At 44.6% G+C, this 26458-nt stretch carries 23 protein-coding genes, 4 tRNA genes, 3 rRNA genes and 1 riboswitch; of the genes, 6 read left to right on the top strand and 24 right to left on the bottom strand.

Annotated features, from left to right (window positions below; translation table 11 throughout):
• Positions 1-168: 168 nt before the first annotated feature.
• From tsaD to MHH82_RS39940, 12 genes are all read right to left on the bottom strand, one after another.
• On the bottom strand, positions 169-1209 hold the full coding sequence (gene tsaD / locus MHH82_RS39995; protein ID WP_072175433.1) for a tRNA (adenosine(37)-N6)-threonylcarbamoyltransferase complex transferase subunit TsaD: 1041 nt from the start codon (positions 1207-1209) through the stop codon (positions 169-171).
• Positions 1202-1657 carry a ribosomal protein S18-alanine N-acetyltransferase gene (rimI, locus tag MHH82_RS39990; RefSeq protein WP_015252683.1) on the bottom strand — a complete coding sequence of 152 codons (456 nt, stop codon included), beginning with the start codon at positions 1655-1657 and terminating at the stop codon, positions 1202-1204. Before rimI ends, tsaD begins: the two co-directional genes overlap by 8 nt.
• A gap of 9 nt (positions 1658-1666) precedes the next feature.
• A complete protein-coding gene (tsaB, locus tag MHH82_RS39985) occupies positions 1667-2356 on the bottom strand; it encodes a tRNA (adenosine(37)-N6)-threonylcarbamoyltransferase complex dimerization subunit type 1 TsaB (protein WP_015252684.1) in 690 nt (229 codons plus the stop codon).
• The gene (gene tsaE / locus MHH82_RS39980) at positions 2337-2813 is read right to left on the bottom strand and encodes a tRNA (adenosine(37)-N6)-threonylcarbamoyltransferase complex ATPase subunit type 1 TsaE (RefSeq protein WP_015252685.1); all 477 of its coding nucleotides are present in this window, start codon (positions 2811-2813) and stop codon (positions 2337-2339) included. The genes tsaB and tsaE overlap by 20 nt, the downstream gene beginning before the upstream one ends.
• 14 nt (positions 2814-2827) lie before the next feature.
• The gene (thiL, locus tag MHH82_RS39975) at positions 2828-3805 is read right to left on the bottom strand and encodes a thiamine-phosphate kinase (RefSeq protein ID WP_072175432.1); all 978 of its coding nucleotides are present in this window, start codon (positions 3803-3805) and stop codon (positions 2828-2830) included.
• Positions 3806-3985: 180 nt separating this feature from the next.
• Positions 3986-4062: transfer RNA gene (locus tag MHH82_RS39970), tRNA-Asp, on the bottom strand.
• Positions 4063-4122: 60 nt separating this feature from the next.
• Positions 4123-4199: transfer RNA gene (locus MHH82_RS39965), tRNA-Met, on the bottom strand.
• A gap of 14 nt (positions 4200-4213) precedes the next feature.
• Positions 4214-4326 (bottom strand): 5S ribosomal RNA (gene rrf, locus MHH82_RS39960).
• Between the two features lie 68 nt (positions 4327-4394).
• Positions 4395-7322: ribosomal RNA gene (locus tag MHH82_RS39955) — 23S ribosomal RNA — on the bottom strand.
• Positions 7323-7492: 170 nt separating this feature from the next.
• A 16S ribosomal RNA gene (locus MHH82_RS39950) occupies positions 7493-9042 on the bottom strand.
• Together the 16S, 23S and 5S rRNA genes with 4 tRNA genes alongside form the textbook arrangement of a ribosomal RNA operon.
• A gap of 160 nt (positions 9043-9202) precedes the next feature.
• A tRNA-Gly gene (locus tag MHH82_RS39945) sits at positions 9203-9276 on the bottom strand.
• Between the two features lie 13 nt (positions 9277-9289).
• Positions 9290-9366, bottom strand: a tRNA-Arg gene (locus MHH82_RS39940).
• 326 nt (positions 9367-9692) lie between these two features.
• Here MHH82_RS39940 and MHH82_RS39935 point away from each other — a divergent pair.
• Positions 9693-10547: a manganese catalase family protein gene (locus tag MHH82_RS39935; RefSeq protein ID WP_021481617.1), complete on the top strand. Its 855-nt coding sequence runs from the start codon at positions 9693-9695 to the stop codon at positions 10545-10547.
• Between the two features lie 58 nt (positions 10548-10605).
• On the opposite strand, the gene gmuG is transcribed toward MHH82_RS39935, so the two are convergent.
• From gmuG to MHH82_RS39895, 8 genes are all read right to left on the bottom strand, one after another.
• The gene (gene gmuG, locus MHH82_RS39930) at positions 10606-11694 is read right to left on the bottom strand and encodes a mannan endo-1,4-beta-mannosidase (RefSeq protein ID WP_072175218.1); all 1089 of its coding nucleotides are present in this window, start codon (positions 11692-11694) and stop codon (positions 10606-10608) included.
• Positions 11695-11712: 18 nt separating this feature from the next.
• A complete protein-coding gene (manA, locus tag MHH82_RS39925) occupies positions 11713-12660 on the bottom strand; it encodes a mannose-6-phosphate isomerase, class I (RefSeq protein ID WP_072175217.1) in 948 nt (315 codons plus the stop codon).
• Positions 12657-13556 (bottom strand): fructokinase GmuE, encoded by a 900-nt coding sequence (gene gmuE, locus MHH82_RS39920; RefSeq protein WP_072173541.1) that lies wholly within the window; start codon positions 13554-13556, stop codon positions 12657-12659. Before gmuE ends, manA begins: the two co-directional genes overlap by 4 nt.
• Before the next feature lie 28 nt (positions 13557-13584).
• The gene (gene gmuR, locus MHH82_RS39915; protein WP_032727116.1) at positions 13585-14298 is read right to left on the bottom strand and encodes a transcriptional regulator GmuR; all 714 of its coding nucleotides are present in this window, start codon (positions 14296-14298) and stop codon (positions 13585-13587) included.
• A 148-nt stretch (positions 14299-14446) separates the two neighbouring features.
• The gene (gene gmuD / locus MHH82_RS39910; RefSeq protein WP_072175216.1) at positions 14447-15844 is read right to left on the bottom strand and encodes a 6-phospho-beta-glucosidase GmuD; all 1398 of its coding nucleotides are present in this window, start codon (positions 15842-15844) and stop codon (positions 14447-14449) included.
• A gap of 17 nt (positions 15845-15861) precedes the next feature.
• A complete protein-coding gene (gene celB / locus MHH82_RS39905) occupies positions 15862-17190 on the bottom strand; it encodes a PTS cellobiose transporter subunit IIC (protein ID WP_015715334.1) in 1329 nt (442 codons plus the stop codon).
• Positions 17191-17208: 18 nt separating this feature from the next.
• Entirely contained in the window at positions 17209-17541 is a 333-nt protein-coding gene (locus MHH82_RS39900) for a PTS lactose/cellobiose transporter subunit IIA (RefSeq protein ID WP_021481624.1), read from the bottom strand.
• Positions 17541-17852 carry a PTS sugar transporter subunit IIB gene (locus MHH82_RS39895; RefSeq protein WP_072175215.1) on the bottom strand — a complete coding sequence of 104 codons (312 nt, stop codon included), beginning with the start codon at positions 17850-17852 and terminating at the stop codon, positions 17541-17543. Before MHH82_RS39895 ends, MHH82_RS39900 begins: the two co-directional genes overlap by 1 nt.
• Positions 17853-18028: 176 nt before the next feature.
• Positions 18029-18129: riboswitch (purine riboswitch) on the top strand.
• A gap of 55 nt (positions 18130-18184) precedes the next feature.
• On the opposite strand from MHH82_RS39895, the gene pbuE reads away from it, so the two are divergent.
• Positions 18185-19351: a purine transporter PbuE gene (gene pbuE / locus MHH82_RS39890; protein WP_072175214.1), complete on the top strand. Its 1167-nt coding sequence runs from the start codon at positions 18185-18187 to the stop codon at positions 19349-19351.
• 15 nt (positions 19352-19366) lie between these two features.
• Here pbuE and MHH82_RS39885 read toward each other — a convergent pair whose 3' ends face one another.
• Together MHH82_RS39885 and MHH82_RS39880 are read right to left on the bottom strand one after the other, a co-directional pair.
• On the bottom strand, positions 19367-19984 hold the full coding sequence (locus tag MHH82_RS39885) for a YdhK family protein (RefSeq protein ID WP_128442069.1): 618 nt from the start codon (positions 19982-19984) through the stop codon (positions 19367-19369).
• Positions 19985-20125: 141 nt separating this feature from the next.
• Positions 20126-21103 (bottom strand): HD domain-containing protein, encoded by a 978-nt coding sequence (locus MHH82_RS39880; RefSeq protein ID WP_072175212.1) that lies wholly within the window; start codon positions 21101-21103, stop codon positions 20126-20128.
• Positions 21104-21185: 82 nt separating this feature from the next.
• Here MHH82_RS39880 and MHH82_RS39875 point away from each other — a divergent pair, with 82 nt between their 5' ends.
• Positions 21186-21668: a GNAT family N-acetyltransferase gene (locus MHH82_RS39875; protein ID WP_072175211.1), complete on the top strand. Its 483-nt coding sequence runs from the start codon at positions 21186-21188 to the stop codon at positions 21666-21668.
• A gap of 18 nt (positions 21669-21686) precedes the next feature.
• Positions 21687-22184 carry a YdhH/YoaO family protein gene (locus MHH82_RS39870; protein WP_021481629.1) on the top strand — a complete coding sequence of 166 codons (498 nt, stop codon included), beginning with the start codon at positions 21687-21689 and terminating at the stop codon, positions 22182-22184.
• A 75-nt stretch (positions 22185-22259) separates the two neighbouring features.
• Here the strand turns inward: MHH82_RS39870 and fra are convergent, their stop codons facing one another.
• Positions 22260-22631: an iron chaperone frataxin gene (gene fra / locus MHH82_RS39865; RefSeq protein WP_072173543.1), complete on the bottom strand. Its 372-nt coding sequence runs from the start codon at positions 22629-22631 to the stop codon at positions 22260-22262.
• A gap of 330 nt (positions 22632-22961) precedes the next feature.
• Here fra and phoB point away from each other — a divergent pair, with 330 nt between their 5' ends.
• Both phoB and MHH82_RS39855 read left to right on the top strand, forming a co-directional pair.
• Positions 22962-24350, top strand: coding sequence for an alkaline phosphatase PhoB (gene phoB / locus MHH82_RS39860; RefSeq protein ID WP_072175210.1), 1389 nt, complete (start codon positions 22962-22964; stop codon positions 24348-24350).
• 65 nt (positions 24351-24415) lie between these two features.
• On the top strand, positions 24416-25126 hold the full coding sequence (locus MHH82_RS39855; RefSeq protein WP_072175209.1) for a membrane lipoprotein lipid attachment site-containing protein: 711 nt from the start codon (positions 24416-24418) through the stop codon (positions 25124-25126).
• Between the two features lie 38 nt (positions 25127-25164).
• Here the strand turns inward: MHH82_RS39855 and MHH82_RS39850 are convergent, their stop codons facing one another.
• Positions 25165-26352, bottom strand: a complete 1188-nt coding sequence (locus MHH82_RS39850; RefSeq protein WP_003234124.1) for a macrolide family glycosyltransferase — start codon at positions 26350-26352, stop codon at positions 25165-25167.
• Positions 26353-26458 lie beyond the last annotated feature (106 nt).

Below are 26458 nucleotides of genomic sequence, written 5' to 3'. Positions count from 1 at the left end.
ACAAAGTAAGCGCTTTATACACAATATTCACAAAACATTCTGAATTTATCCACTTTATTAACAGCGACTTCAGCCCTTTATCCATCTATATCTCTATAATTACTCACAGACATGTGGATAAATTGTGAATTATCTGTTAATAACAAACATATAAAAAGTCTCACGCTATTATCTCGTGAGACTTTGATAAGAAGTCAATTCAAGGCCGGGCTGGCCATTCATATCATATGCACCGCGAATTCCTTTTTCAAAAGCAATTGTACCAGCAGCAGCAATCATCGCAGCATTATCCGTGCATAAAGCTAATGGAGGAATGACAAGCGTAATCCCTTCATGCTGGGCAAATTCCTTTTCTAATGCAGCTCTGAGGCCTCTGTTTGCAGCTACTCCTCCGGCTAAAAGGACCTGTTTGACATCATATTCCTTTGCCGCGCGCGCCGTTTTGGTTACCAAGACATCGATCACACTATTTTGGAAACTGGCAGACAAATCTTCCGGAGCAATCTCTTGCCCTTTTTGGGATGCATTATGAAGCGTATTGATCACCGCAGACTTCAATCCGCTAAAGCTGAAGTTGTAAGAGCCTTCTTCAAGCCATGCGCGAGGAAGCGGAATATTGTCATTCCCTTTTTCAGCTAGCTTGTCAATTTGCGGTCCACCCGGATATGGCAATCCCATCGTCCGCGCCACTTTGTCGTAGGCTTCTCCTGCCGCATCATCAAGGGTTTCCCCAATGACTTCAAATGATCCATGTTCCTTCATATAAACCAGTTCTGTATGGCCTCCTGAAACGACCAATGCCAGTGCCGGGAACACGATGTCTTCTACAAGACGGTTCGCGTATATATGACCGGCTATATGCTGAACGCCTACTAACGGAATGTTATGTGCAAAGCTCAATGCTTTAGCGGCATTCACTCCGATAAGAAGCGCTCCCACCAGTCCCGGACCTTCTGTTACTGCAATCGCATCAATATCACTATACGTCATGCCAGCTTTGCGAAACGCCTCTTCTATAACCAAAGTGATTTGTTCAACATGATGTCTTGAAGCAATTTCCGGAACAACTCCTCCGAAGCGCTTATGGCTTTCAATTTGAGAGGCTACTACGTTTGAAATGATCTCTTTTCCGTTTTTCACAATAGCTGCAGCAGTCTCATCACAGCTTGTTTCAATTCCTAATACGTACATGTCTTTTTGCTCACTCATTTATCGTCACCCACATAATTAACGCATCTTCCCCGTTATCAGTATAATAGTTCTTTCTTATTCCGCCGGGCTGCATCCCGAATTTCTTATATAAGCCTTGAGCAGGATGATTCGAAACCCTCACTTCAAGCGAAAGCCGCCTTGCGTCTTTTTCTTTGCACAGTTCAACAGCTGAGCGAAAAAGCGTTTCTCCTAAAGACTGGCCGCGATACTCTGGTTTTATTGCTATATTTGTAATCTGGGCATCATCCATCACAATCCAAATCCCGCAATACCCAACAACATGGCCGTCCTTTTCAATCACGAGATAATGAGCATACGGATTTTCCAGCAGCTCATGATAAAACGAATCCTTCGTCCAAGGAGACGTAAAGGAGGATGCTTCGATTTCGTATACGTGATCTATATCTTCAAGCCGCATATTTCTGACCGCTGCTTTTGTTTTCATCCTATCACCCTACTTTTGACTTTCAATCCATTTCGCTTCAGCTTCTGCCAGCCGCAAGTAATCCGGGACAAGCCCATGAACATCAGCTGCTTCCTTTTCCTTCCCGAGAAAAGCCAATTCTGAAGGACGCGGGTTATGCTGGACGGCAGTTCCAATGAATCCTTTTGTTCTAAGAACATCCTCTATCATCTGCTTGTGAATAGAAGTGTCGTGACCTAAAAACAAAACAGGACGATCCTTTTCTTTTAACATCTCCAGCCAATCTGCCAGCATCACATTTTGATCTGGAACAACTTGCTCTAAAAGTCCATTTTTATATTGATACAGACCTGTGTACACCTGTCCCCGTCTAGCATCAAAGATTGGGCTGATCAGACCGTCAAAATGCCGGCCATTTGCCGCAAGCGTCTCAAGACTTGATACAGCACTTATTGGAATGTCTAAAGACCAGGCAAGTGTTTTGGCCAACGTCACACCTATTCTTACTCCTGTGTATGAACCAGGGCCTTTTGCAACGACAATTTTAGAAAGGTCCTGCGGTGCCATATCACAATCATTCAGCAATGAATGAACAGCAGGCATCGCTCTTACAGAGTGGTTCTTTTTCAAATATGTAATGTATTCTGCTATAACAGTGTCTTCTCGAAGCAGCGCAATGCCCAATGTATAATTTGATGTATCAATTGCTAATATTGTCATGTCTACTTAACTCCTCACAAAGCTTTTCATACCGATTCCCGACAGCAGTAAAGGTAATTTCCCGCTCATCATCACCAGCTCTTTTGATGACAATTTGCAGTCGCTCCTGCGGCAGCTGTTCTTCAATTAAATGAGCCCATTCAACGAGACAGACACCTTGTCCGTGAAAATATTCATCAAGTCCCAAATCTTCACTTTCATCTTCCATTCTATACACATCCATGTGATAAAGAGGAAGTACGCCATCGTTATATTCTTTTATAATTGTAAAAGTCGGACTGTTTACAACACGTGTAATTCCCAGCCCTTCTGCAAAACCTTTCGTAAAAGTCGTTTTTCCTGCACCTAAATCGCCCTCTAATGTCAGGACGTCTCCCGGTTTAGCAAACGCTGCCGCAAGCTTGGCAATTGCTTTTGTTTCTTCTGGATTTACAGTTCTCCATTTTAATTGCTTCACACGAGTCACCCGTCTTATTTAAAATGATTATATCCCTTTTTCTCTAAGATCATTGATGTTTGATCTGTTTTTAGGATCACTTTAGATTTTGTTTTTTCCCTGACATGGCCAATCTTTGTAATGGGAAGTTGACGTGCTGCGCACTGCTGCTTCAACACTTCCCACTCCTCTTTTGAAACCGTCCCTGTCAGCTCAAAATCCTCACCGCCAAACAAAGCCCATTCTTTCCAGTTAGGATGAAGCTTAGGTAAATCAGAATGAATTGGAAGCATGCTTTCATCAATTTCAATTGAAACACAGCTGGCTTCTGCAATCTCGTTCAGTTCATTAGCCAATCCGTCACTAACATCATTTAAAGCTGCCCGTTTAAAACTCGAGCATAATCTGCCGACGCTTACTCTTGGCTCAGGCCGTTTATGCCTATGGATAAAGTAATCCGTTTCCACAGATGAGTTTTGAGGATTAGTCTCTTCCAGCAATAAAGAAAGCCCTGCTGCAGAAGAACCGATTTCACCGGTTACAAACACAATATCATCCGGTTTTGCCAAGCTCCGCAAACAGGCCTGCCCCTTTTCAATTTCACCGATCACAGTGACTGTAACGACTAATTTGTCAGCGGTAGAAACTGTATCGCCGCCAATCAGATCCATCTGATATAGTTTCGCCAGTTCATTCATTCCTTCATACATCGCCTTGATTTCAGATTCAGTCCATTTTGAAGGTACCGCAAGTGATACCAGATAAAACTTAGGAATGCCTCCCATCGCGGCAATATCACTTACATTAACGGCTAACGCCTTGTACCCGATATCTTCAGGTGAGGAATAGTGTAATTTGAAGTGCACGTCTTCTACCATAGTATCAACACAAACAATTTCCTGAACGCCGTGTTTCGCAGTGTAGAGCGCTGCATCATCACCTATTCCTACATCAACGGAAGAATGGTGAATGGTCCGCGGAGTAATGCTATGTATCAAATCAAATTCATCCATGAACCAAAATCTCCTTTCAACCCTGATTATGCCTATATGTGCTCTTCCTAGTTTATCGAATTTTGCTGAAATATCCAAGATGTTCCCGATATAAAGAAAGCTTGGCTATGACACCAAGCAGAAGATACAGTAAAAGAAAACACAAAAAAAACGAAAACATGATCGTTTCGTTTACATTAATGGCGGTCCGGACGGGACTCGAACCCGCGACCTCCTGCGTGACAGGCAGGCATTCTAACCAACTGAACTACCGGACCATATTTGTATAGGATTATTTTGGTTGCACCCTTAGGGCACTCCTTATTTAACCATATATTTGGTTGCGGGGGCAGGATTTGAACCTGCGACCTTCGGGTTATGAGCCCGACGAGCTACCGAACTGCTCCACCCCGCGATGATAAAAGTAATGCTTGGCGGCGTCCTACTCTCACAGGGGGAAACCCCCGACTACCATCGGCGCTGAAGAGCTTAACTTCCGTGTTCGGATGGGAACGGGTGTGACCTCTTCGCTATCGACCAGTGACATTTAACAAACAAATTGAGAGTGTTCTCTCAAAACTAGATAACAGGTGTGACATCATTCAAAAATATGGTTAAGTCCTCGATCGATTAGTATCTGTCAGCTCCATGTGTCGCCACACTTCCACCTCAGACCTATCAACCTGATCATCTTTCAGGGATCTTACTTCCTTGCGGAATGGGAAATCTCATCTTGAGGGGGGCTTCATGCTTAGATGCTTTCAGCACTTATCCCGTCCGCACATAGCTACCCAGCGATGCCCTTGGCAGAACAACTGGTACACCAGCGGTGCGTCCATCCCGGTCCTCTCGTACTAAGGACAGCTCCTCTCAAATTTCCTGCGCCCGCGACGGATAGGGACCGAACTGTCTCACGACGTTCTGAACCCAGCTCGCGTACCGCTTTAATGGGCGAACAGCCCAACCCTTGGGACCGACTACAGCCCCAGGATGCGATGAGCCGACATCGAGGTGCCAAACCTCCCCGTCGATGTGGACTCTTGGGGGAGATAAGCCTGTTATCCCCGGGGTAGCTTTTATCCGTTGAGCGATGGCCCTTCCATGCGGAACCACCGGATCACTAAGCCCGACTTTCGTCCCTGCTCGACTTGTAAGTCTCGCAGTCAAGCTCCCTTGTGCCTTTACACTCTGCGAATGATTTCCAACCATTCTGAGGGAACCTTTGGGCGCCTCCGTTACCTTTTAGGAGGCGACCGCCCCAGTCAAACTGCCCACCTGACACTGTCTCCCCGCCCGATAAGGGCGGCGGGTTAGAAGGTCAATACAGCCAGGGTAGTATCCCACCGATGCCTCCACCGAAGCTGGCGCTCCGGTTTCCAAGGCTCCTACCTATCCTGTACAAGCTGTACCAACATTCAATATCAGGCTGCAGTAAAGCTCCACGGGGTCTTTCCGTCCTGTCGCGGGTAACCTGCATCTTCACAGGTACTATAATTTCACCGAGTCTCTCGTTGAGACAGTGCCCAGATCGTTGCGCCTTTCGTGCGGGTCGGAACTTACCCGACAAGGAATTTCGCTACCTTAGGACCGTTATAGTTACGGCCGCCGTTTACTGGGGCTTCAATTCGCACCTTCGCTTACGCTAAGCGCTCCTCTTAACCTTCCAGCACCGGGCAGGCGTCAGCCCCTATACTTCGCCTTACGGCTTCGCAGAGACCTGTGTTTTTGCTAAACAGTCGCCTGGGCCTATTCACTGCGGCTCTCTCGGGCTTGCACCCTAACAGAGCACCCCTTCTCCCGAAGTTACGGGGTCATTTTGCCGAGTTCCTTAACGAGAGTTCTCTCGATCACCTTAGGATTCTCTCCTCGCCTACCTGTGTCGGTTTGCGGTACGGGCACCTCTCACCTCGCTAGAGGCTTTTCTTGGCAGTGTGGAATCAGGAACTTCGCTACTATATTTCGCTCGCCATCACAGCTCAGCCTTATGGGAAACGGATTTGCCTATTTCCCAGCCTAACTGCTTGGACGCGGATATCCAATACCGCGCTTACCCTATCCTCCTGCGTCCCCCCATTGCTCAAATGGTGAGGAGGTGGTACAGGAATATCAACCTGTTGTCCATCGCCTACGCCTTTCGGCCTCGGCTTAGGTCCCGACTAACCCTGAGCGGACGAGCCTTCCTCAGGAAACCTTAGGCATTCGGTGGAGGGGATTCTCACCCCTCTTTCGCTACTCATACCGGCATTCTCACTTCTAAGCGCTCCACCAGTCCTTCCGGTCTGGCTTCACAGCCCTTAGAACGCTCTCCTACCACTGTTCGAAGAACAGTCCGCAGCTTCGGTGATACGTTTAGCCCCGGTACATTTTCGGCGCAGAGTCACTCGACCAGTGAGCTATTACGCACTCTTTAAATGGTGGTCGCTTCTAAGCCAACATCCTGGTTGTCTAAGCAACTCCACATCCTTTTCCACTTAACGTATACTTTGGGACCTTAGCTGGCGGTCTGGGCTGTTTCCCTTTCGACTACGGATCTTATCACTCGCAGTCTGACTCCCAAGGATAAGTCATTGGCATTCGGAGTTTGACTGAATTCGGTAACCCGGTAGGGGCCCCTAGTCCAATCAGTGCTCTACCTCCAAGACTCTTACCTTGAGGCTAGCCCTAAAGCTATTTCGGAGAGAACCAGCTATCTCCAGGTTCGATTGGCATTTCACCCCTACCCACACCTCATCCCCGCACTTTTCAACGTGCGTGGGTTCGGGCCTCCATTCAGTGTTACCTGAACTTCACCCTGGACATGGGTAGATCACCTGGTTTCGGGTCTACGACCACGTACTCATGCGCCCTATTCAGACTCGCTTTCGCCGCGGCTCCGCATCTTCTGCTTAACCTTGCACGGGATCGTAACTCGCCGGTTCATTCTACAAAAGGCACGCCATCACCCGTTAACGGGCTCTGACTACTTGTAGGCACACGGTTTCAGGATCTCTTTCACTCCCCTTCCGGGGTGCTTTTCACCTTTCCCTCACGGTACTGGTTCACTATCGGTCACTAGGGAGTATTTAGCCTTGGGAGATGGTCCTCCCGGATTCCGACGGAATTTCACGTGTTCCGCCGTACTCAGGATCCACTCAGGAGAGAACGAAGTTTTGACTACAGGGCTGTTACCTCCTATGGCGGGCCTTTCCAGACCTCTTCATCTACCTCGTTCTTTTGTAACTCCGTACAGAGTGTCCTACAACCCCAAGAGGCAAGCCTCTTGGTTTGGGCTAATCCCGTTTCGCTCGCCGCTACTCAGGGAATCGCATTTGCTTTCTCTTCCTCCGGGTACTTAGATGTTTCAGTTCCCCGGGTCTGCCTTCTCATATCCTATGAATTCAGATATGGATACCACTCCATTACGAGTGGTGGGTTTCCCCATTCGGAAATCTCCGGATCAAAGCTTGCTTACAGCTCCCCGAAGCATATCGGTGTTCGTCCCGTCCTTCATCGGCTCCTAGTGCCAAGGCATCCACCGTGCGCCCTTTCTAACTTAACCGTTAAAAAGAATCACTATGTGATATCTTGTGTTACTAATTGAATGTGATGTCTACTGTTATCTAGTTTTCAAAGAACACGTTTCGAAGGAATGATCCTTCAAAACTAAACAAGACAGGGAACGTTCTGTTTATAAGACCCAAGGTCTTATATTCCGTATAATATCCTTAGAAAGGAGGTGATCCAGCCGCACCTTCCGATACGGCTACCTTGTTACGACTTCACCCCAATCATCTGTCCCACCTTCGGCGGCTGGCTCCTAAAAGGTTACCTCACCGACTTCGGGTGTTACAAACTCTCGTGGTGTGACGGGCGGTGTGTACAAGGCCCGGGAACGTATTCACCGCGGCATGCTGATCCGCGATTACTAGCGATTCCAGCTTCACGCAGTCGAGTTGCAGACTGCGATCCGAACTGAGAACAGATTTGTGGGATTGGCTTAACCTCGCGGTTTCGCTGCCCTTTGTTCTGTCCATTGTAGCACGTGTGTAGCCCAGGTCATAAGGGGCATGATGATTTGACGTCATCCCCACCTTCCTCCGGTTTGTCACCGGCAGTCACCTTAGAGTGCCCAACTGAATGCTGGCAACTAAGATCAAGGGTTGCGCTCGTTGCGGGACTTAACCCAACATCTCACGACACGAGCTGACGACAACCATGCACCACCTGTCACTCTGCCCCCGAAGGGGACGTCCTATCTCTAGGATTGTCAGAGGATGTCAAGACCTGGTAAGGTTCTTCGCGTTGCTTCGAATTAAACCACATGCTCCACCGCTTGTGCGGGCCCCCGTCAATTCCTTTGAGTTTCAGTCTTGCGACCGTACTCCCCAGGCGGAGTGCTTAATGCGTTAGCTGCAGCACTAAGGGGCGGAAACCCCCTAACACTTAGCACTCATCGTTTACGGCGTGGACTACCAGGGTATCTAATCCTGTTCGCTCCCCACGCTTTCGCTCCTCAGCGTCAGTTACAGACCAGAGAGTCGCCTTCGCCACTGGTGTTCCTCCACATCTCTACGCATTTCACCGCTACACGTGGAATTCCACTCTCCTCTTCTGCACTCAAGTTCCCCAGTTTCCAATGACCCTCCCCGGTTGAGCCGGGGGCTTTCACATCAGACTTAAGAAACCGCCTGCGAGCCCTTTACGCCCAATAATTCCGGACAACGCTTGCCACCTACGTATTACCGCGGCTGCTGGCACGTAGTTAGCCGTGGCTTTCTGGTTAGGTACCGTCAAGGTACCGCCCTATTCGAACGGTACTTGTTCTTCCCTAACAACAGAGCTTTACGATCCGAAAACCTTCATCACTCACGCGGCGTTGCTCCGTCAGACTTTCGTCCATTGCGGAAGATTCCCTACTGCCGCCTCCCGTAGGAGTCTGGGCCGTGTCTCAGTCCCAGTGTGGCCGATCACCCTCTCAGGTCGGCTACGCATCGTTGCCTTGGTGAGCCATTACCTCACCAACTAGCTAATGCGCCGCGGGTCCATCTGTAAGTGGTAGCCGAAGCCACCTTTTATGTTTGAACCATGCGGTTCAAACAACCATCCGGTATTAGCCCCGGTTTCCCGGAGTTATCCCAGTCTTACAGGCAGGTTACCCACGTGTTACTCACCCGTCCGCCGCTAACATCAGGGAGCAAGCTCCCATCTGTCCGCTCGACTTGCATGTATTAGGCACGCCGCCAGCGTTCGTCCTGAGCCAGGATCAAACTCTCCGATAAATGGATCACAGGTTAAGTTCACCGCATCCTGCGGCGACACCTGTGTGACCTGCGTCGTGCAGGCCCTAGTTTGACTGACTACGCACATTGCTGCGCGATTTATAAAAATGAATTAACAGGTACGTTTTGTCTTGTTTAGTTTTCAAAGATCATTCAATAATGGAGCGGGTGATGAGAATCGAACTCACGACATCAGCTTGGAAGGCTGAGGTTTTACCACTAAACTACACCCGCGTGGTATCTTAAATGGCGCGCCCGAGAGGAGTCGAACCCCTAACCTTTTGATCCGTAGTCAAACGCTCTATCCAATTGAGCTACGGGCGCTTATCAAGCGACTTAACTATCATACTATCATTTGATGGTGAAGTCAAGAAGTTTTTTAAAATGTTTTTTCGAATCTTTTTCAATTCGACTTTTCTTATTATACACATTTTTAAAATCTTGTAAACACCTCAGAAAAACTTTTTTTGTTTTTCGTTTTGTTTCACGCTGTTCATCAGCGACGTTTAATAATATACCATGCCTGTTTTATTTGGTCAACACTTTTTCTGTATTTTTTTATTCTCTTCTTTCCCCCCTTCTCATGTATATATTTTATCTCATCTTACAAATAATATAAGAAAATCTCTTAAGAAGAAATGAGGCGTGTTATGTATTACTACAAAGAGGAACTGATTAATATCATTAAACCGGACAAACCAGACCCGGCAGCTGCTAAGGTCCTGCAGGAGATATTAGGCGGTCATTACGGAGAAATGCGTACAATGATGCAGTTTTTTTTCCAAAGCTCTAATTTCAGAGGAAAGCAGAAACAGTACCGCGATCTGCTTCGCGGCATTTTTTTAGAGGAGATTGCCCACGTTGAACTGGTTCAAAACACAATCAATGCTTTATTAGATGAATCAGGCGGTGAAGGTGTCGGCAGTCAAGGTGCAGATCAAGCACCACTTAATGAAGCCGTTAAACATGCTAATCCTCATCATTATATTATTGGTGCGCAAAGTTCCCTTCCCGTTGATGCAGGGGGCAATCCGTGGAACGGGTCGTGGGTGTATAACCACGGAAACTTAATTACTGACCTGCTGGATAACCTGCTTCTTGAGTCGACAGGTGTGCTGCAAAAAACAAGAATTTATGAAATGAGCTCTAATCAGACGTTCCGCGAAACACTTGCTTTTCTGATTGTACGCGACAATGCTCACCAGAATGCATTCGCGAAAGCGCTCGAGACATTGGGCGTTGAGTGGGCGAAGCTCCTCCCTGTACCGAATTATGACATTAATAAATATCCTGAGTGCAGAAAGTATGTCGAATTAGGCTACCATAATGCACAGTTTAACTTTAGGTTGGATGAAACGAGAATCGGTGAAATCTATCAAGGGAAATCTCCAAGCCGAAATGGCGGAGAGTTGCAAGTAATAGATCCTCCGGCAGGGTTTCCCGTACCAGTGCTTCCTGAAATACCAAATGAACACAGTCCTGGGTTAGGCGATATGAATGCTTAATCCAGTGGGAAGGTGCTCAAGAAACTTCTTGAGCACCTTCTTATTGTACATTACTGATTCATTCAACGATTGGCGTTAAAGAATCGCCGTTCCATATTTCTCCCTTATTGAGTGTCCAGCTGTCATGATATAAAGCCGAAGCACCCTTGTTTACAGCTGGGCTCCATTCATCATTCCATGCCAGAAAGTAAATGGTTTTAGGATATTTTTGTTTTATTGCATTGATGAACAGGCTGTAATCGAAGCTGCCGTTTGCTGTTTGCGGGCCGACTTCTGTAAAAGCAAATGGCTTATTAAGCGTTGTTAGCTGATCGTATCCATTGATCGAGTAGACATCTTGAAAATACGCATCTAATCCGACAATATCCACGTAAGACGCGCCCGGGTAAAAATCAGTTTTAAAATCTCGGTTGGCGTCGGGAGAGTAAACCCAAATCAAATGATCAAGTCCTCTTGTGTCGGTCATATAATGATAGATTTTCTTGTAGAGCTGTTTATATAGAGAGATTCTTTCATTATCCTTTTGGTTATATGATGTAAGTCCCCACCAAAACCATTCGCCGTTCATTTCATGCAGCGGCCTGAACAGAACAGGCACACCTTGGTTCTCCAGCTCTTGAAGTCCGTCAGCAATTTTGCTGAGCATGGCATTTAGCCGCTTTCCTTCTGCTGTTGAAGAATCTAGTATTTTTTTATACTGATCGTTTGTAATCGGTGTTTTAAAATGCCCTGACTGAAAAGCAGGGTTCGCCAGGTGCAAACTAATTTGCGGAATTCCGCCATTTTTCCAATACGAAATTAAATCACCGTTGCAGCTTACATCTATTGAATCTTCAATTTTAGCTGTTTCAAGCCACCCTCTGGCATAATCGCAGCCGTAAATAGCAGGCGATTGCCCGGTGGCGCTTCGGATTCTATCAGCCTCAGCCATAGAAAATGTGTCATGACTGTAACCTCCGAACGCTCCGGAAAGGACTCTGTTTTCCGTTCGGTTCGGCAGGTGCGCAAGCCAGTTCATCACTGCTTTTGTTGTCTGCTGGGCATTAGGATTCACAGGCGACACAGTATGCGCTTCAATTGGTTTTGCTAAAACAGCAGACGCAAGTAAAAATATAATGAGCAAAGAGATCGTATGTTTCTTAAACAAATGCAACTCCCCCATTCATTAAGGATGAGATATCATGAATTCACATGTTCCTTCTATTGAAAACTCGCCAAAATGCGCAGGCAAGACAAAGTGTGAGCCTGCATTGCATTCATACTGAATACCATTATTTATGATTCGTCCTGATCCGCTCAGAACACTCCCCAGCAAATAGGTTTGATGTGAAGGAAAAGCAGCTCGGCCGCTAATCTTCCATTTGTACACTGAGAAATAATCTGATTGCACATAAACAATGATCTCAGCGTTACCAACTTCTTTTACTACCGGTGTATGCACTTTATCGATATGCGGTATCGTTATGACTTCCATGGCTTTTTCTATATGAAGAGTTCTTTTTTGGCCCTGGTCATTACAGCGGTCATAATCGTATACGCGATACGTTGTATCAGAGTTTTGCTGGATTTCAAGGACAAGGGTTCCCTCACATAAAGCATGGAGTGTACCGCTTGGCACATAAAAGAAATCTCCGGGCTTGATTTTGATTCGCCTCAGCAGCCCGTTCCAATCACCGCTTTCTATTCGTTGTTTGAACTCTTCCTTTGTGCTTGCGTGATGTCCCAAAATTAGTTCGGCGTCATCTTTGCAATCAATGATATACCAGCACTCCGTTTTACCAAGGTCGCCATTTTCGTGCAGATTTGCATAATCATCATCAGGATGGACTTGCACGGAGAGATCCATATTGGCGTCCAGCAGCTTTACCAGCAGCGGAAACACCTTCCTATCTGGAAAACCGAAAATCTCTGGATGATCTTGCCATACTTGATCTAGTGTCTTTTCTGCCAGCGGGCCGTTCTTTACAGCCGACGGGCCATGGGCATGGGCAGAAACGGCCCAGCACTCACCTGTTTTTTGTGAGGGTATTGCGTAGCCAAAAGCGTCACGAAGCTTCGTCCCTCCCCATAGTCTTTCTTTAAAGACAGGCTCTAAAAATAAAGGATGCGTCATGATCGCACCTCCCCGGATGCTGCCTCTGCTTGTAAGGCCTGATGCGCTAAAACTAGCGTGCCGATGATTCCGGCGTTACTGCCTAAACGTGGAGGTACAATATAATCATTTATATCATCTGATAATTCAGAAAAATCTAAGTAGCTGTTCATGATTTTTGGTACATATTGATAGATATAAGAAAACACTTGTTTCTGTTGCATGACGCCGCCGCCAAGAATGATTTTTTTAGGTGCAAGGATCAAAATATACTGAGCCAGCGCTTGGGCAATATAGTACCCTTCCAGTTCCCAGACTTGGGCTATATCTGATAAATCCGCGGCTTTTTTTCCCCAGCGGGCTTCGATAGCGGGGCCTGAAGCTAAGCCTTCAAAGCAATCTCCATGATAAGGGCACTTCCCTTGGTATACGTCATCCGGGTGCCTCCGGATATAAATATGGCCCATCTCTGGGTGTGACAGCCCCTGAAGGAGCCTCCCCTCTACAATAGCCCCCGCTCCGATGCCAGTGCCAATCGTTATATACAGGCAGCTGTCAAGACCCTTCGCTTCACCGAAAAGGAATTCACCCAGCGCCGCAGCGTTGACATCTGTACTAAATCCGACTGGGATCTTCATTTCGTTCTTAACGGTTTGCAAAAAGGGGTAGTGTCTCCAGCCCGCTTTCGGCGTGGCCATAATGGTACCGTATGTTTGACTGGTTTTATCGTTATCAACAGGGCCAAAGGAACCGATGCCGATTGCCTGTAATGAAAATTGGCGAAAATATTGAATTACTTTCTCTATCGTTTCATCCGGCATCTTTGTGGGGAATTCTATTCGGTCAATGATTGTTCCATCTTCCTTACCGACAGCACAAACAATCTTTGTGCCGCCTGCTTCAATACCGCCAAGCATGCAGATGGCCTCCTTGTTGTCTCCGCAATCAGCGCCGTATGTTTACAGAAGTCACAACAAACTTGTCATGCCGATGACGTGAAAAGGAATATTCAAATGGAATGCCGTTATCTAAGAAGCCCACATGTTCAACTTCAAGAATTGGATCATCCTTTTTACAGCCCAGATGCTGCTGGTCAATATGATCAGATTTGCAGGCTCTGATTTTCCGATGTGAGCCGGCGATTTTGAGCTGCAGCACATTTGTAATATGATTGTAGATCGAATCATGAAGGACATCGTCATTAATGCCCGGTATTAAATGAGTCGGCATATATGTTTTTTCTAATACATAGGGTTCACCTTCTACAATTCGCAGCCGAACGACATAATAAACCGGTGTTTTCTGATCAATAGACAAATGGGCGGCCACTTCCTCAGTGGGAAATTGCACTTCAAACTGAATGACCTTGCTTTGGATTTTTTTATCTTTCAGCAAGTTGGTCAATCCGAGAATCTCATTGCTGACTACATGTACATGGTCATCCTGTATTGCAGATTGAATAATAAACGTGCCATGGCCTCGTTTTCTGAACAGCAGACCCTCGGCAACTAAATTATCCAAGGCTCTCTTCATCGTCATGCGGCTTGAGTTAAATTCTTTTGCAAGAGATACTTCATCAGGAATGGGCTGATCGATCGGATATACGTTATTTTTAATTCTATTTCTCATTTCATTTGCAATAATTTCGTATTTATTCATTGACATCCTCCGGCAGCTGTTAGAGTCTGATATCACATAAGCTTTTACGGATATCATAAGTTCTTTTCCCTATTTCATCAATGTTGCGGATTTTCGTCATCTCTATTCGTTATGATGATTGCCGGAAGATCTTGACCTTTAGGAAAACCTAGAAACCGCTATGCTCAGCAACCTTTTTGAACCATTTTCCGCTCTTTTTGACGGTTCTTTCTCCGTCTTTCTCAAGATTGACTGATACAAATCCGTATCGGTTTTTATAGGCATTTGTCCAAGACCAGTTGTCCATGAACGTCCATAAGTGATAGCCTTTTACGTTTGATCCTTCCTGTATGGCGCGGTGAATCCATTTGAGGTGCTCTTTTATAAATTCAATCCGGTAATCATCTTGAATGATGCCTTGTTCATCCCTGAATCGCTCTTCACCTTCAACCCCCATACCGTTTTCAGAGATAAAACACTCGATGTTGCCGTAGTTTTCTTTTAAATTAATCAAAATATCATAAACGCCTTTTTCATAGATCTCCCAGCCGCGATGCGGATTCATTTTGCGGCCCGGCATGACGTAGGGATCAAAATACCTGTCCGGCAAAAAAGGAGCGTCGGGATTCGGAAGATGTTCTTTCGCTTTCACACGTCTCGGCTGGTAATAATTCACTCCCAACAGGTCAACCGTGTTCTTTTTGATGATGTCAAGATCTTCAGCGTTGTAATCTGGCATAAAGCCTTCATGCTTCAAAATGTCAACCAGCTCTTTGGGAAATTCGCCTTTGACAGATGGGTCTAAAAAAGATCTGTTAAAAAACGCGTCTGCGATTTCCCCGGCTTTCACATCCGCCGGATGGCTGCTTCTCGGGTATGATGGAGTCAAATTTAAAATGATTCCGATTTTTCCGTCCTGCTCCATCTCCCTGTAAACCTGAATCGCACGGGCACTTGACAGCATCGTATGAAATCCAACCTGGACAGCCTCTTTAAAGTCGACCTTGTTTGGATAATGAAAATCATATAGGTATCCGCCTTCTACGGGAACAATTGGTTCATTATGCGTGAACCATTTTTTCACCCGTCCGCCATACAAACGGAAGCACGTTCTTGCATAGTTTTCATACGCGTCAACCGTCTCTCTGTTGACCCAGCCGCCGATTTTTTGAAGCGCCATCGGCATATCGAAATGAAACAAATTGACAAATGGTTCAATTCCGTTAGCGATCAGCTCATCAATGACATTGTTATAGAAATTTGCGGCTTTATCGTTGATCTCGCCCGTTCCGTTTGGTATTAAACGTGACCAGGAAATCGACATCCGGAACGAGTTGTGGCCAAGCTCCTTCATCAGCCTGATATCTTCTTTATAGTTGTCGTAAAATTGGGATGTTTCTGCGGGTCCGACATGGTCAAAAAAACGATGCGGTTCTTTTTCAAACCAATAATCCCATATATTCTGGCCTTTTCCGTCTCTGTCGGCGGCACCCTCCGTTTGTGTTGCTGAAGCGGATGATCCCCACCAAAAATCCTTTGGAAAACGATATTGTTCTGTTTGTGCCAAGTCTCTCTCCCCTTATGTCACATTTTTATGCTGTTATCATTTTGCTGAGCAGCTGTTTCCTGTACAGCCTGTTCTTTTTCTTTTGCCAGATTTAATTTATCCATTGCTTTTAGAAACGGAAACCAAATCACGAAGACAATCAGCAGATTGATAAGCTGCATCACGCCCCCCATGATCGAGTTCGTCGCCATGATGCCATTAATGAATAATGGAACCGTCCACGGCACCGTCACACCAGTCGGAGGCGGAACGAGCCCTGCTGACATAGCCAGATAGGTGACGAGCGTAACAACCATCGGCGCCAGCACCCAAGGCACAATAATGATCGGATTCATGACAATCGGAAGCCCGAAGATAATCGGTTCGTTTACGTTAAAAATACCGGGAGCGAGGCCAAGTTTTGATACTTGCTTCATCTGCCTACTTTTCATGAATATGAGAATGGTAAACACAATCGCAAGCGTCATCCCGGTTCCGCCCATCCCTACTGTATAAATCTCCATAAACGGTTTTGAAATAATATGAGGGATTTCTTTTCCCGCCGTGTAAGCAGAAAGGTTTTCTACCTGCAGTGTATTCCAAATCGGGTCCATCACGGAGTTGATAATGATCTGTCCATGCAGTCCGAAAAACCAAAGAATTTGAATGAAAAACACGGCAATCAGCGTTGGAATGATACCGCTTCCAAGTCCGACAAGCGGAGCCTGAATCGCGTGATAAATGACGTCGTGCATATTTGTTTTAAAAAACAGAGTCACCATTACGTTAATCAGCAAAAATACGGTCAATGTGATAAAAGCCGGAATAAGTGCGGCAAATGATTTTGCTACAGCAGGCGGAACGCCGGCTGGCATTTTGATTGTCAGGTTTTTTTGAACGATTCTTCTGTAAATTTCACCAGAAAGAAATGCCGTAATCATCCCAAGAAACATCCCTTTTGCACCGAGACGGTCGACCGGAATAACCCCTGTAATGGCATCTCCTGTTTCCGGCTGAACGATAAATGGCGTTAAGAGCAAAAAGGAAACCAAAGCGATCGCTCCGCCAAATACAGCTTCGACCTGATAGCTTTTTGACAGGTAATAGCCTATCCCGAACACAACAAAGACAGACATAATGCCCATAGTCGCCGTGGAGGCAATGCCGAAATGAGACTGAAACGATGTAAGCATTGAGGCATTCATGATTTTGTTTAGAAACGGCAAATTCGTTAACACGACAAAAATGGACCCGAATATCGTAAGCGGGAAAGCCAGCATAAATGCATCACGCAGCACTTGCAAATAACGGTTATTGTTTAACCTCCCTGCAATTGGAACAAGGAATTGGCTGATTTTCTCGAACACCCTATCCACCCCGATTATTTATAGATTCTTGGTTTTAAAGAGATCAAGCATCTCTTTCACTAATTCTTTCATGGATAATGTTGACATCAGGTGATCCTCCGCATGCATGAGCAGCAATGAGAAAGCTTGTGCTTCTCCGCCGGATTCCTTCTGTATCATTTGAAAGTGAATGTCATGGGCCGCGGATAAATCCTGCTCAGCCTTGGCAATGAGGGCATCCGCCTCATCCTTGTTTCCTTCTTTGTAGGCGCGCAGTGATTGTATGATGCAGCTGCGGGCATTGCCGCTGTGCAGGATAAGCTGAAAACTGATTTGTTCGTCTGTTAAATTCGTGATTTTCACCTGTTCCATTATAGATTCTCCATTAAGGACAATGCCTGCTCATACGCTTTTTTCCCATCAGCCATTCCGTAGGCCATCATGTCAATGACTTCAACCCGAATGTTGTATTGATCCGCTTCTTTTTGGAGTTCGCTTTTCAGAAAGCTCATTTGCGGACCGATCAAAACGGCATCCGCTTTTCTCATGTCTTCTTTTGCTTTATCCTGGCCAACAGCCCAAATCTCTGCTTCCTCACCGATAGACTGTGCGTATTCCTTCATTTTTGTCATCAATAAACTGGTAGACATTCCTGAACTGCACGCGAGTAATATTTTTTTCAACTGCTATCCCCCCTTGTGATTAAAACGCTTACACCGATTATTATAGTCATTTATTTTTAAATGTCTATACTTTTATAAAATAAATATAATCATATACTTGTCCGGTTCATCATTTTGTAAATTTTTCTATGGAAGATTCATTCATAATGTGGTACACTCATCAACGGAAACGAATCAATTAAATAGCTATTATCACTTGTATAACCTCAATAATATGGTTTGAGGGTGTCTACCAGGAACCGTAAAAATCCTGATTACAAAATTTGTTTATGACATTTTTTGTAATCAGGATTTTTTTTATTTATCAAAACATTTAAGTAAAGGAGTTTGTTATGAATTTCAAAGTTTTCCTGCTTGCAGCTTCTACGATTGCAGTCGGATTGGTTGAGTTAATTGTGGGGGGAATTCTTCCTCAGATCGCAAATGATTTAGACATTTCCATTGTTTCAGCCGGACAGCTGATCAGTGTGTTTGCGCTGGGATATGCAGTATCTGGGCCGCTGCTTTTGGCATTGACTGCGAAGATTGAGCGGAAGCGCTTATATCTAATTGCTTTATTTGTTTTCTTCCTTAGCAATCTTGTCGCCTATTTCAGCCCTAATTTCGCAACACTGATGGTATCTAGGGTATTGGCAGCAATGAGTACAGGGCTGATTGTTGTGCTTTCTTTAACAATTGCCCCGAAAATTGTAGCGCCTGAATACAGAGCCCGCGCAATCGGAATTATTTTTATGGGATTCAGCTCTGCTATCGCATTAGGCGTGCCGGTCGGAATCTTAATCAGTGATTCCTTCGGGTGGCGGATTTTGTTCCTTGGCATCGGCCTGTTGGCGCTGATCTCCATGCTGATTATTTCAATCTTCTTTGAAAGAATACCGGCGGAGAAAATGATTCCTTTCCGGGAACAACTCAAGACGATCGGTAATCTGAAAATCGCGAGTTCACACCTCGTCACGATGTTTACATTAGCTGGCCACTACACGCTTTACGCTTACTTTGCGCCGTTTTTAGAAGAGACTCTTCACCTGAGCTCTTTCTGGGTCAGCATTTGTTATTTCCTTTTCGGGATATCTGCTGTATGCGGAGGCCCTTTCGGAGGAGCGCTATCTGACCGGCTTGGTTCCTTTAAGAGCATTTTGCTGGTGACCGGTTCCTTTGCCATCATTATGTTCTTACTGCCGCTGTCTACATCGTCTATGATTTTCTTTTTGCCTGTCATGGTGATTTGGGGTCTTCTGAGCTGGAGCCTCGCCCCGGCTCAGCAAAGCTATTTAATTGAAATTGCACCTGATTCGTCTGACATTCAGCAAAGCTTTAACACATCGGCCCTCCAAGTCGGAATTGCCCTTGGCTCAGCCATTGGCGGTGTTGTTTTGGATCAGACGGGTACTGTGGTGTCAACGGCATGGTGCGGCGGATCGATTGTGATCATCGCTGTCCTGTTTGCTTTCATTTCTTTAACAAGACCTGTTCAAACAGCAAAAAAATCCTCCTTGTAAAAGGAGGATTTTTTATTATTTAGCTGATAGCTCATCTTCGGTGACCCATTTGTGGTTTTTCACTTTTTCGCCGCTTGTTGTCGATGTATAGTCAACCATGTATACAGTTGTTTTTTCCGCGGAATCGATCTCGGCTGTTGCTCCTTTCATGCCTTTCATATGAGAAGCCTCTAAAATCACCTGATCTCCGGGTTGTAACGTTTTATCTCCGGCATCTCTGATTTCTTCTTGGATCACCCATTTATGATGATCCACACGCTGTCCCCCATTAGTCGGAGTATAAGAAACCACATACGCCGTTGTATCATAGGCGCCTGTTACCGTAGCTTCGGCACCTTTCATGCCTTTCATATGAGAAGTATTGATGATTACTTGGCTGCCTACTTTGTATTTCGGATTTTTAGATTCCTGTAATCCCTCTGGAACGTCAGCTGATCCGGAATGGTCCATCTCTTCATGTGATGAGGAGTCTGAATGATTGTCATGTGTGCTTTCTTTCGTACTGTTGTTATTGCCGCATGCTGATAAAACAAAAACAAGAGATAACATCAGAATTCCCAGTGCATTTTTAGAGATTTTCATGTTCATTCTCCTTTGCTTCATTTTTTTCCTGTAACTTTTGCCCGCAGACAATGAAAACATGCCCTCTCGATAATACTATACCCCCGAACGGTATGTAAATACGCTGATATTCTCATAAAGCGTTCCCGCAGTTTGTCCTATTCCCCTTTGTTTGCAAAGCCAAACATAAAAAAAGCCGCTGTCAGGCGGCAATTACTGATTTAAGATTTTAATATACACACCTTTTTTTGCTTTTTGATAAGCGGCCTCACCCATTTTCCTTACCTTTTCAGAAACATCTGAGGATTTGATCCATTTGTCATCAAGAAAAATGGATGGATCGATTAGGCGCATTTTCTTCTTTTGATGGAAATCGTACTGGATGTCATCTTCTATTACTTGTATGCCGGGATGAATGGATGTAAGCAAGCTCAGGACTTCTTCATTTTTTGATGCACGCAGGATGTTCAGTACCTCTTGGTCCGTTTTCAGCAGATCCTCTGCGGATATGACATCATGCCGCAGCGCTGCCTTCAATGCTCGCGCTAAATATTCATATCCATATACATTCACGGGATTCAAAAAGAAATCAATCACTTCCTTGTAGTACACACTGACAAACCATTCGGCGGCTTCAATACTATCAGGAAACATCCTTCCGTTTCTCACAATAAGATGATCCAAAAAGGTTTGCGCTTCGTGCAGGTTAATGTGTCCATATCGGTACATATCACGCAGCGTATAGTCTGTCCGATCAGCACACAGCTCCGGTGCGGGCTGTTCGAGCAATGTCCACCTTGAATCGTCAGATAAAAGTTCTTCAGTATGATAGCCGTGTTTTTGTAAAATGTCCGGGATTTCAGAGTGAACAATGACTTGTTGAAAGATGTTTTCATGATAGTCTTCTGCTTGATTTTCAAAGACAACGTCGACCACATGAGAAAAAGCTGTGTGTGATACGTCGTGGAGCAGACCCGCAATCTGTTCTTCTATCGTTCCTCCGAGCTTTTTGATGAGGAGCATTACGCCGATGGAGTGCTCATACCTGGTCACATTCCACCTTCGATTGACTAAAAAGCTTGCTCCGCCTTGATAGATCCCTTTTAATCTTTGCACAGGAGCGCTTTTGATAAGCTCTTCCAGTACTCCATCTATATGGTGGTACCCGTAAATAACATCGCTGATTTCCATGCCGTCACCTCAATATCTATTTTTTTTGTTATATATTGTTTATATTGATAGTACATATGCAATCTTTCAATAGAGGAGTGTTATGATGATCATCATCCCAAACAATGAGATAGCGAAACATATGTTGACCGATTTTTTTGCCAAGCAATGGGGTACACCCGAGATGGCGATTTCCAGCGGCATTTTTCGGTGTGATGAATTAGATGGATTTGCCGCAGTAAATGAAAGCGGCGAAATCATTGGCTGTATTACATACTTGATAGATGGGAAAGATTGTGAAATTATTTCATTAGATAGTATGATTGAAAATAAAGGAATCGGCACAGCTTTACTTCAGCAGGTTGAAGAGACGGCTAAATATGCACATTGTCAACGAATAAAGCTTATCACAACGAATGATAATGTACATGCGATGGCGTTTTATCAAAAGAGAGGCTATCAATTCGCCGAAGTGTTTCCGAACGCAGTTGATAAAGCGCGCCGACTCAAGCCGGAGATTCCCGAGGTGGCTGAAAACGGCATTTTGATTCGGGATGAAATTCTATTTTCGAAGGTAATTGATTAAACGAATAGGAGTCTTTTTATGTCCAGTCATTATAAATACCCTCTCATTTTCACGGCATTCCTATTAATCGCTTTCTGCTTGATCTTTTTTTCCTATCACCTGATTCATCATGTTCGTTTGGAGTATCCGAATTGGCAGGGAGAAAGCAAAGACCAGAATTGGGAAGCTGTTTTCAAAAAAAATGAAGATGCACCGAATGAATACAGCGGCAAACTTTATTGGATCGGTGATACAATTGAAATAGACAACACTTATTTGGAATCCCTGATTGTAAAAAAGGATGATGAAATTCTGCTGAGTTCTGACACGGAAATCCCGATGCATGATTATGCTGGAGGCACTTTTTCTGATGGAAGCGCAAAAGAAAAGTCCGTTTCTTTTTTAGAGCGGTTAGATGAACATGAGCTTGAAGGCCATGATATTACGATTGAAGTGAAATGGAAACAAGGTAATCATTATTCTGCGAGCCAGCTTACGCTCAATGAAAAGACCTTGTTTGAAGAAAAGCAGCAATAGATGATCAAAACGAAAAATAGACAAATGAAAAGGTGTAACATATTTTATACAGGTCATATGTTATGCCTTTTTCCTTCATTTTCGCCAAAAAGTGGAGCAGTCTGCCTTATCCCGAATATTAAACTCAATCATTTTCTCAAGTAGCGTGTAATCAACTGGATCGTTCCAAGGGATACGTATCAGCTGCTCGGTGTAGTCATATCCTGCCTTCACAATATCATCCTCTACGTGCGCTATCGTTACTTTTTCAGGAGCGACAGCTAAATGCTTTTTAGAAACACTAAAGCCAATAATAAATGTACCGTGATCCGTAAACATCGGTTGGTTCCATTTTATTTCTGTATGTAAATTTGGATATTTATTTTTTATCCAAGTTAACACCTCTTCCGTTCTTTCTCGGTGGAACGGGTCATCAATCCCCGCTAAATACTCAGAAAAAACGTCCATGTTGTTCCCTCCTAAAATAAAATGATGCCACTCCATATGAACTGCTCAGACATGTACTTACACAATACCTCTTCCAACATAATACTTAAAATTGTTCAAGATGTAAGCGGGTTGCTTCTATGCGACTATAGCAGATTTCAGTCCGCCTATCCACGGCCAGTATCTATTCCTCCAATTTATTTCTATAGTACTATCACTCTTTCCTTTCTCTTGATAGCAGTTCATTATTCTTGTAAATCCAATCTTTAAAATCGATTAATACTAGCTTAACAGTTTAAAAATATAATTGGGTTGTCATTGAGATTTATCTATTTTTAGGAGGTTATCCAGTTGAAAAAATTCCCGAAGAAATTACTGCCTATTGCGGTTTTATCATCAATTGCGTTCAGCAGCTTAGCCAGCGGCAGTGTGCCTGAAGCCAGCGCCCAGGAAAAGAAAAAGGGGAACCACGACGAAATTAAGAATGTTATTGTTCTGATTGGTGATGGTATGGGTGTGTCTTATACGTCCGCTTATCGATACTTAAAGGATAATAAAAAGACAAAAGTTGTGGAACCTACGGCTTTTGATCAGTATCTTGTCGGCCAGCAAACAACTTACCCCGATGATCCTGAACAAAATGTAACGGATTCTGCAGCGGCGGCAACGGCTATGTCTGCGGGAATTAAAACATACAATAATGCCATAGCCGTGGATAACGACGGGTCAGAAGCCAAAACGGTGCTTGAAGCTGCGAAAGAAAAAGGAAAAGCAACAGGACTTGTGGCCACTTCAGAAATTACACACGCCACTCCGGCCTCTTTCGGTTCCCACGACCACAGCCGAAAAAATATGAACTCAATTGCGGATGATTATTTTGATGAGAAGGTCAACGGCAAGCACAAAATTGATGTCCTTTTAGGCGGGGGAAAGAGCAATTTTGACCGTAAGGACCGTAATTTGATTAAGGAATTCAAAAAAGCGGGGTACAGTTATGTGGATAACCGCAAGGACATGCTGAAAAACAAAGACAGCCAAGTTCTCGGCCTATTCGCTGACGGCGGCCTGCCTAAAAAGATTGACCGGACGAAGGATGTTCCATCACTTAAAGACATGACAAACACAGCCATAAAAAAATTAAACAAGGATAAAGACGGATTCTTCCTCATGGTGGAAGGCAGCCAAATTGACTGGGCGGGCCATGACAATGATATCGTCGGCGCCATGAGCGAGATGGAAGACTTCGAACAAGCTTATAAGGCGGCTATTGATTTCGCTAAAAAAGACAAGCACACATTGGTTGTCGCAACGGCTGACCACTCAACCGGCGGATATTCCATCGGTGCGGACGGCATCTACAATTGGTTCAGTGAACCCATTAAAGCCGCAAAGCGCACACCAGACTTTATGGCAGAAAAAATCGCTGACGGCGCGGATGTTGAAAAAACGTTGAAAACATATATCGATCAAAAAAAATTGGCTTTAACAAAAGCCGAAATTCAATCTGTTGAAGAAGCGGCAAAATCGAAGGAAGTACTGGATATCGATAACGCAATCGAGAACATCTTTAACAAACGCTCTCACACTGGATGGACCACAGGCGGACATACCGGTGAAGATGTGCCCGTCTATGCATACGGTCCGTCTAGTGAGACATTTGCCGGCCAAATCGACAATACAGAAATCGCCAAAAATGTCTTCAAGGCTTTACAATACAACATTAAGATTAACGATAAGTAAAAGAATACAAGGTGTCCCGTTGCTTGTATGAAGTAACGGGATCTCTTTTTAATGGAGGAATCATCATGAGAAGAATTCTTTCAATTTTCGTTTTTGCTATCATGCTTGCGGGCTGCTCATCAAACGCCAGTACTGAAAAACAGCATGCAGGCGGGGAGAAAACAGTAAAAGCTGAGCCGCAAAGCACTTCATCCCAGAAGGACAGCACAGATGATTATCAGCCTAATTCCCAGGTAACTGATGACCGGTCATTGCTTAAGGTCGGCCAAACGTTTTCAGATGATAAAGGAAAAGCTGTCTTAAAAGATATCAAACAAGTGAACAAAACCTATAAGATTGGCGACGTGGAGTTAACAGTAAAAGAAATGAAGCTGATCCACTTGCGCCCGGACTACAGCATGATTGATTACTTTCATGAGTTAACACATGATGAAGAGTTTGATTTCGTTAAGGTTTTCGTTGATATCAAGAACACCTCTACAAAAAAAGTAAATGTTGCGCCGATTGCATTGATGAAAACAAATACGGGTGAAACCTTTGATTGGAACAAAGATATTTATCTTGAAGAGTTAAACGGCGAATTGGAAGGCGGCGCCGAAAAGTCCGGAAATCTCGGCTTTATTGTGAACGCATCAAGCGGCCATGCTCATGATAAGGCCGCGGATGCCGAGAAGAAAACAAAAAAGATCAAGTGGATCGAAATCACGACAAGTGACGTCTTTGACCATAACCATAAGAAAATCAGCGATGCTCAAAAAATCAAAATCAAGTTTTAAATGAAGAACTCCCGTACAAGGTACGGGAGTTCTTTTTCTTATTTGTTTTTTTGGCGAATCAACTCATCAATCCGCTCCATCACTTCTTCCATGTCCATACATTCTTTGAAGCTTTGATTGATTTTTTTAATGCCTGCCGTATACTGATCGTTGCGCAAAACCTCATCTACGGCTTGTTTTAATATTTGGGCATTGACTTCATCTTTAGAGATGACATAGCCTGCATGGAGTTCAGAGAGACGCTGCGCCACCATCGGCTGATCCTTGTCATGAGGCATGACAACCAGTGGCACGCTGAAATGAATGCCTTCGTTTACGCTGTTCATTCCGCCGTGTGTAATGAAAACATCCGATTGCTCCAGCACTTCCAGCTGAGGGACATACGGAGCAATGATAAAGTTTTCCGGCGCCTGCTTTAATTTGGTCAGGTCCGCTTTTTCTCCGGCAGCGATGACGACTTTTCCGTTAAAGCCTGAAAATGCATCAATACAAAGGTTGAAGAAATCCTCTGTATGATCCAGTACAGTCCCCATTGAAATATAAATGACCTTCTCATCTTTTAGCTGTTCAATCGGGAAATCTGTTTTTTCCGCTCTCTTTGGAAAGCTCGGCCCGATAAATAGACATTCATCCCCAAAACGATCACTTTCTGGCTGAAAATAACGGCTTGTATACACTACGTTCAATTCCCCTTTATTGTTCATGAATTGAACCAGGTTTTTCGGGGCAACACCGTACGTTTCTTTCATTTTTGCCAAAAGGTCTTCGCACTCTTGATCCAATTCAAGCGGCGCTCCAGACTCCGGATGCAGCGGCAGGATTTTCAGGTGCTCCTCGCCAAACAAGAAAGACGCCGATGAAGAGACTCCTGGAATATCTAAGTAATCCCTTACCAATTCCCCCGCGCCGAATTTATCATAATAAACAAAATCAAATTGAATGCTCTTAGATAAGTCTTTGACAATCTGTAAAATGTCCAATGACGTTTTGATATGGATTTTCACGAAATCAAGAATGCCATTGGGCGAACCGACATGAATAGGTGTCGTTCGCAGCAGATCCCGGTGAAGATGGACCGTTGCTCCCGCTGCTTCTAATCGTTTTTTATATTTTTCAGTGGATATATAATGGACATCATATCCCTTATCGGAAAACGCTTTTGTAATGCCTAAGGTAGGATTCACATGGCCTTCCGCAGGAAAATTCAAAATCAATACTGTCTTCATGTAGACAACTCCCTCTCAAATCGTATTCTGACTCTTTGTTTAATCAGACTACTACTAATCGTAAAATGGGAACACAACCCATGCAAGGTACAAATGAATGAACTAT

It is taken from the genome of Bacillus sp. FSL K6-6540 (genome assembly GCF_038007545.1).
The sequence above is the reverse complement of the archived record's forward strand: the minus strand, read 5'-3'. Positions and strand labels throughout refer to the sequence as shown.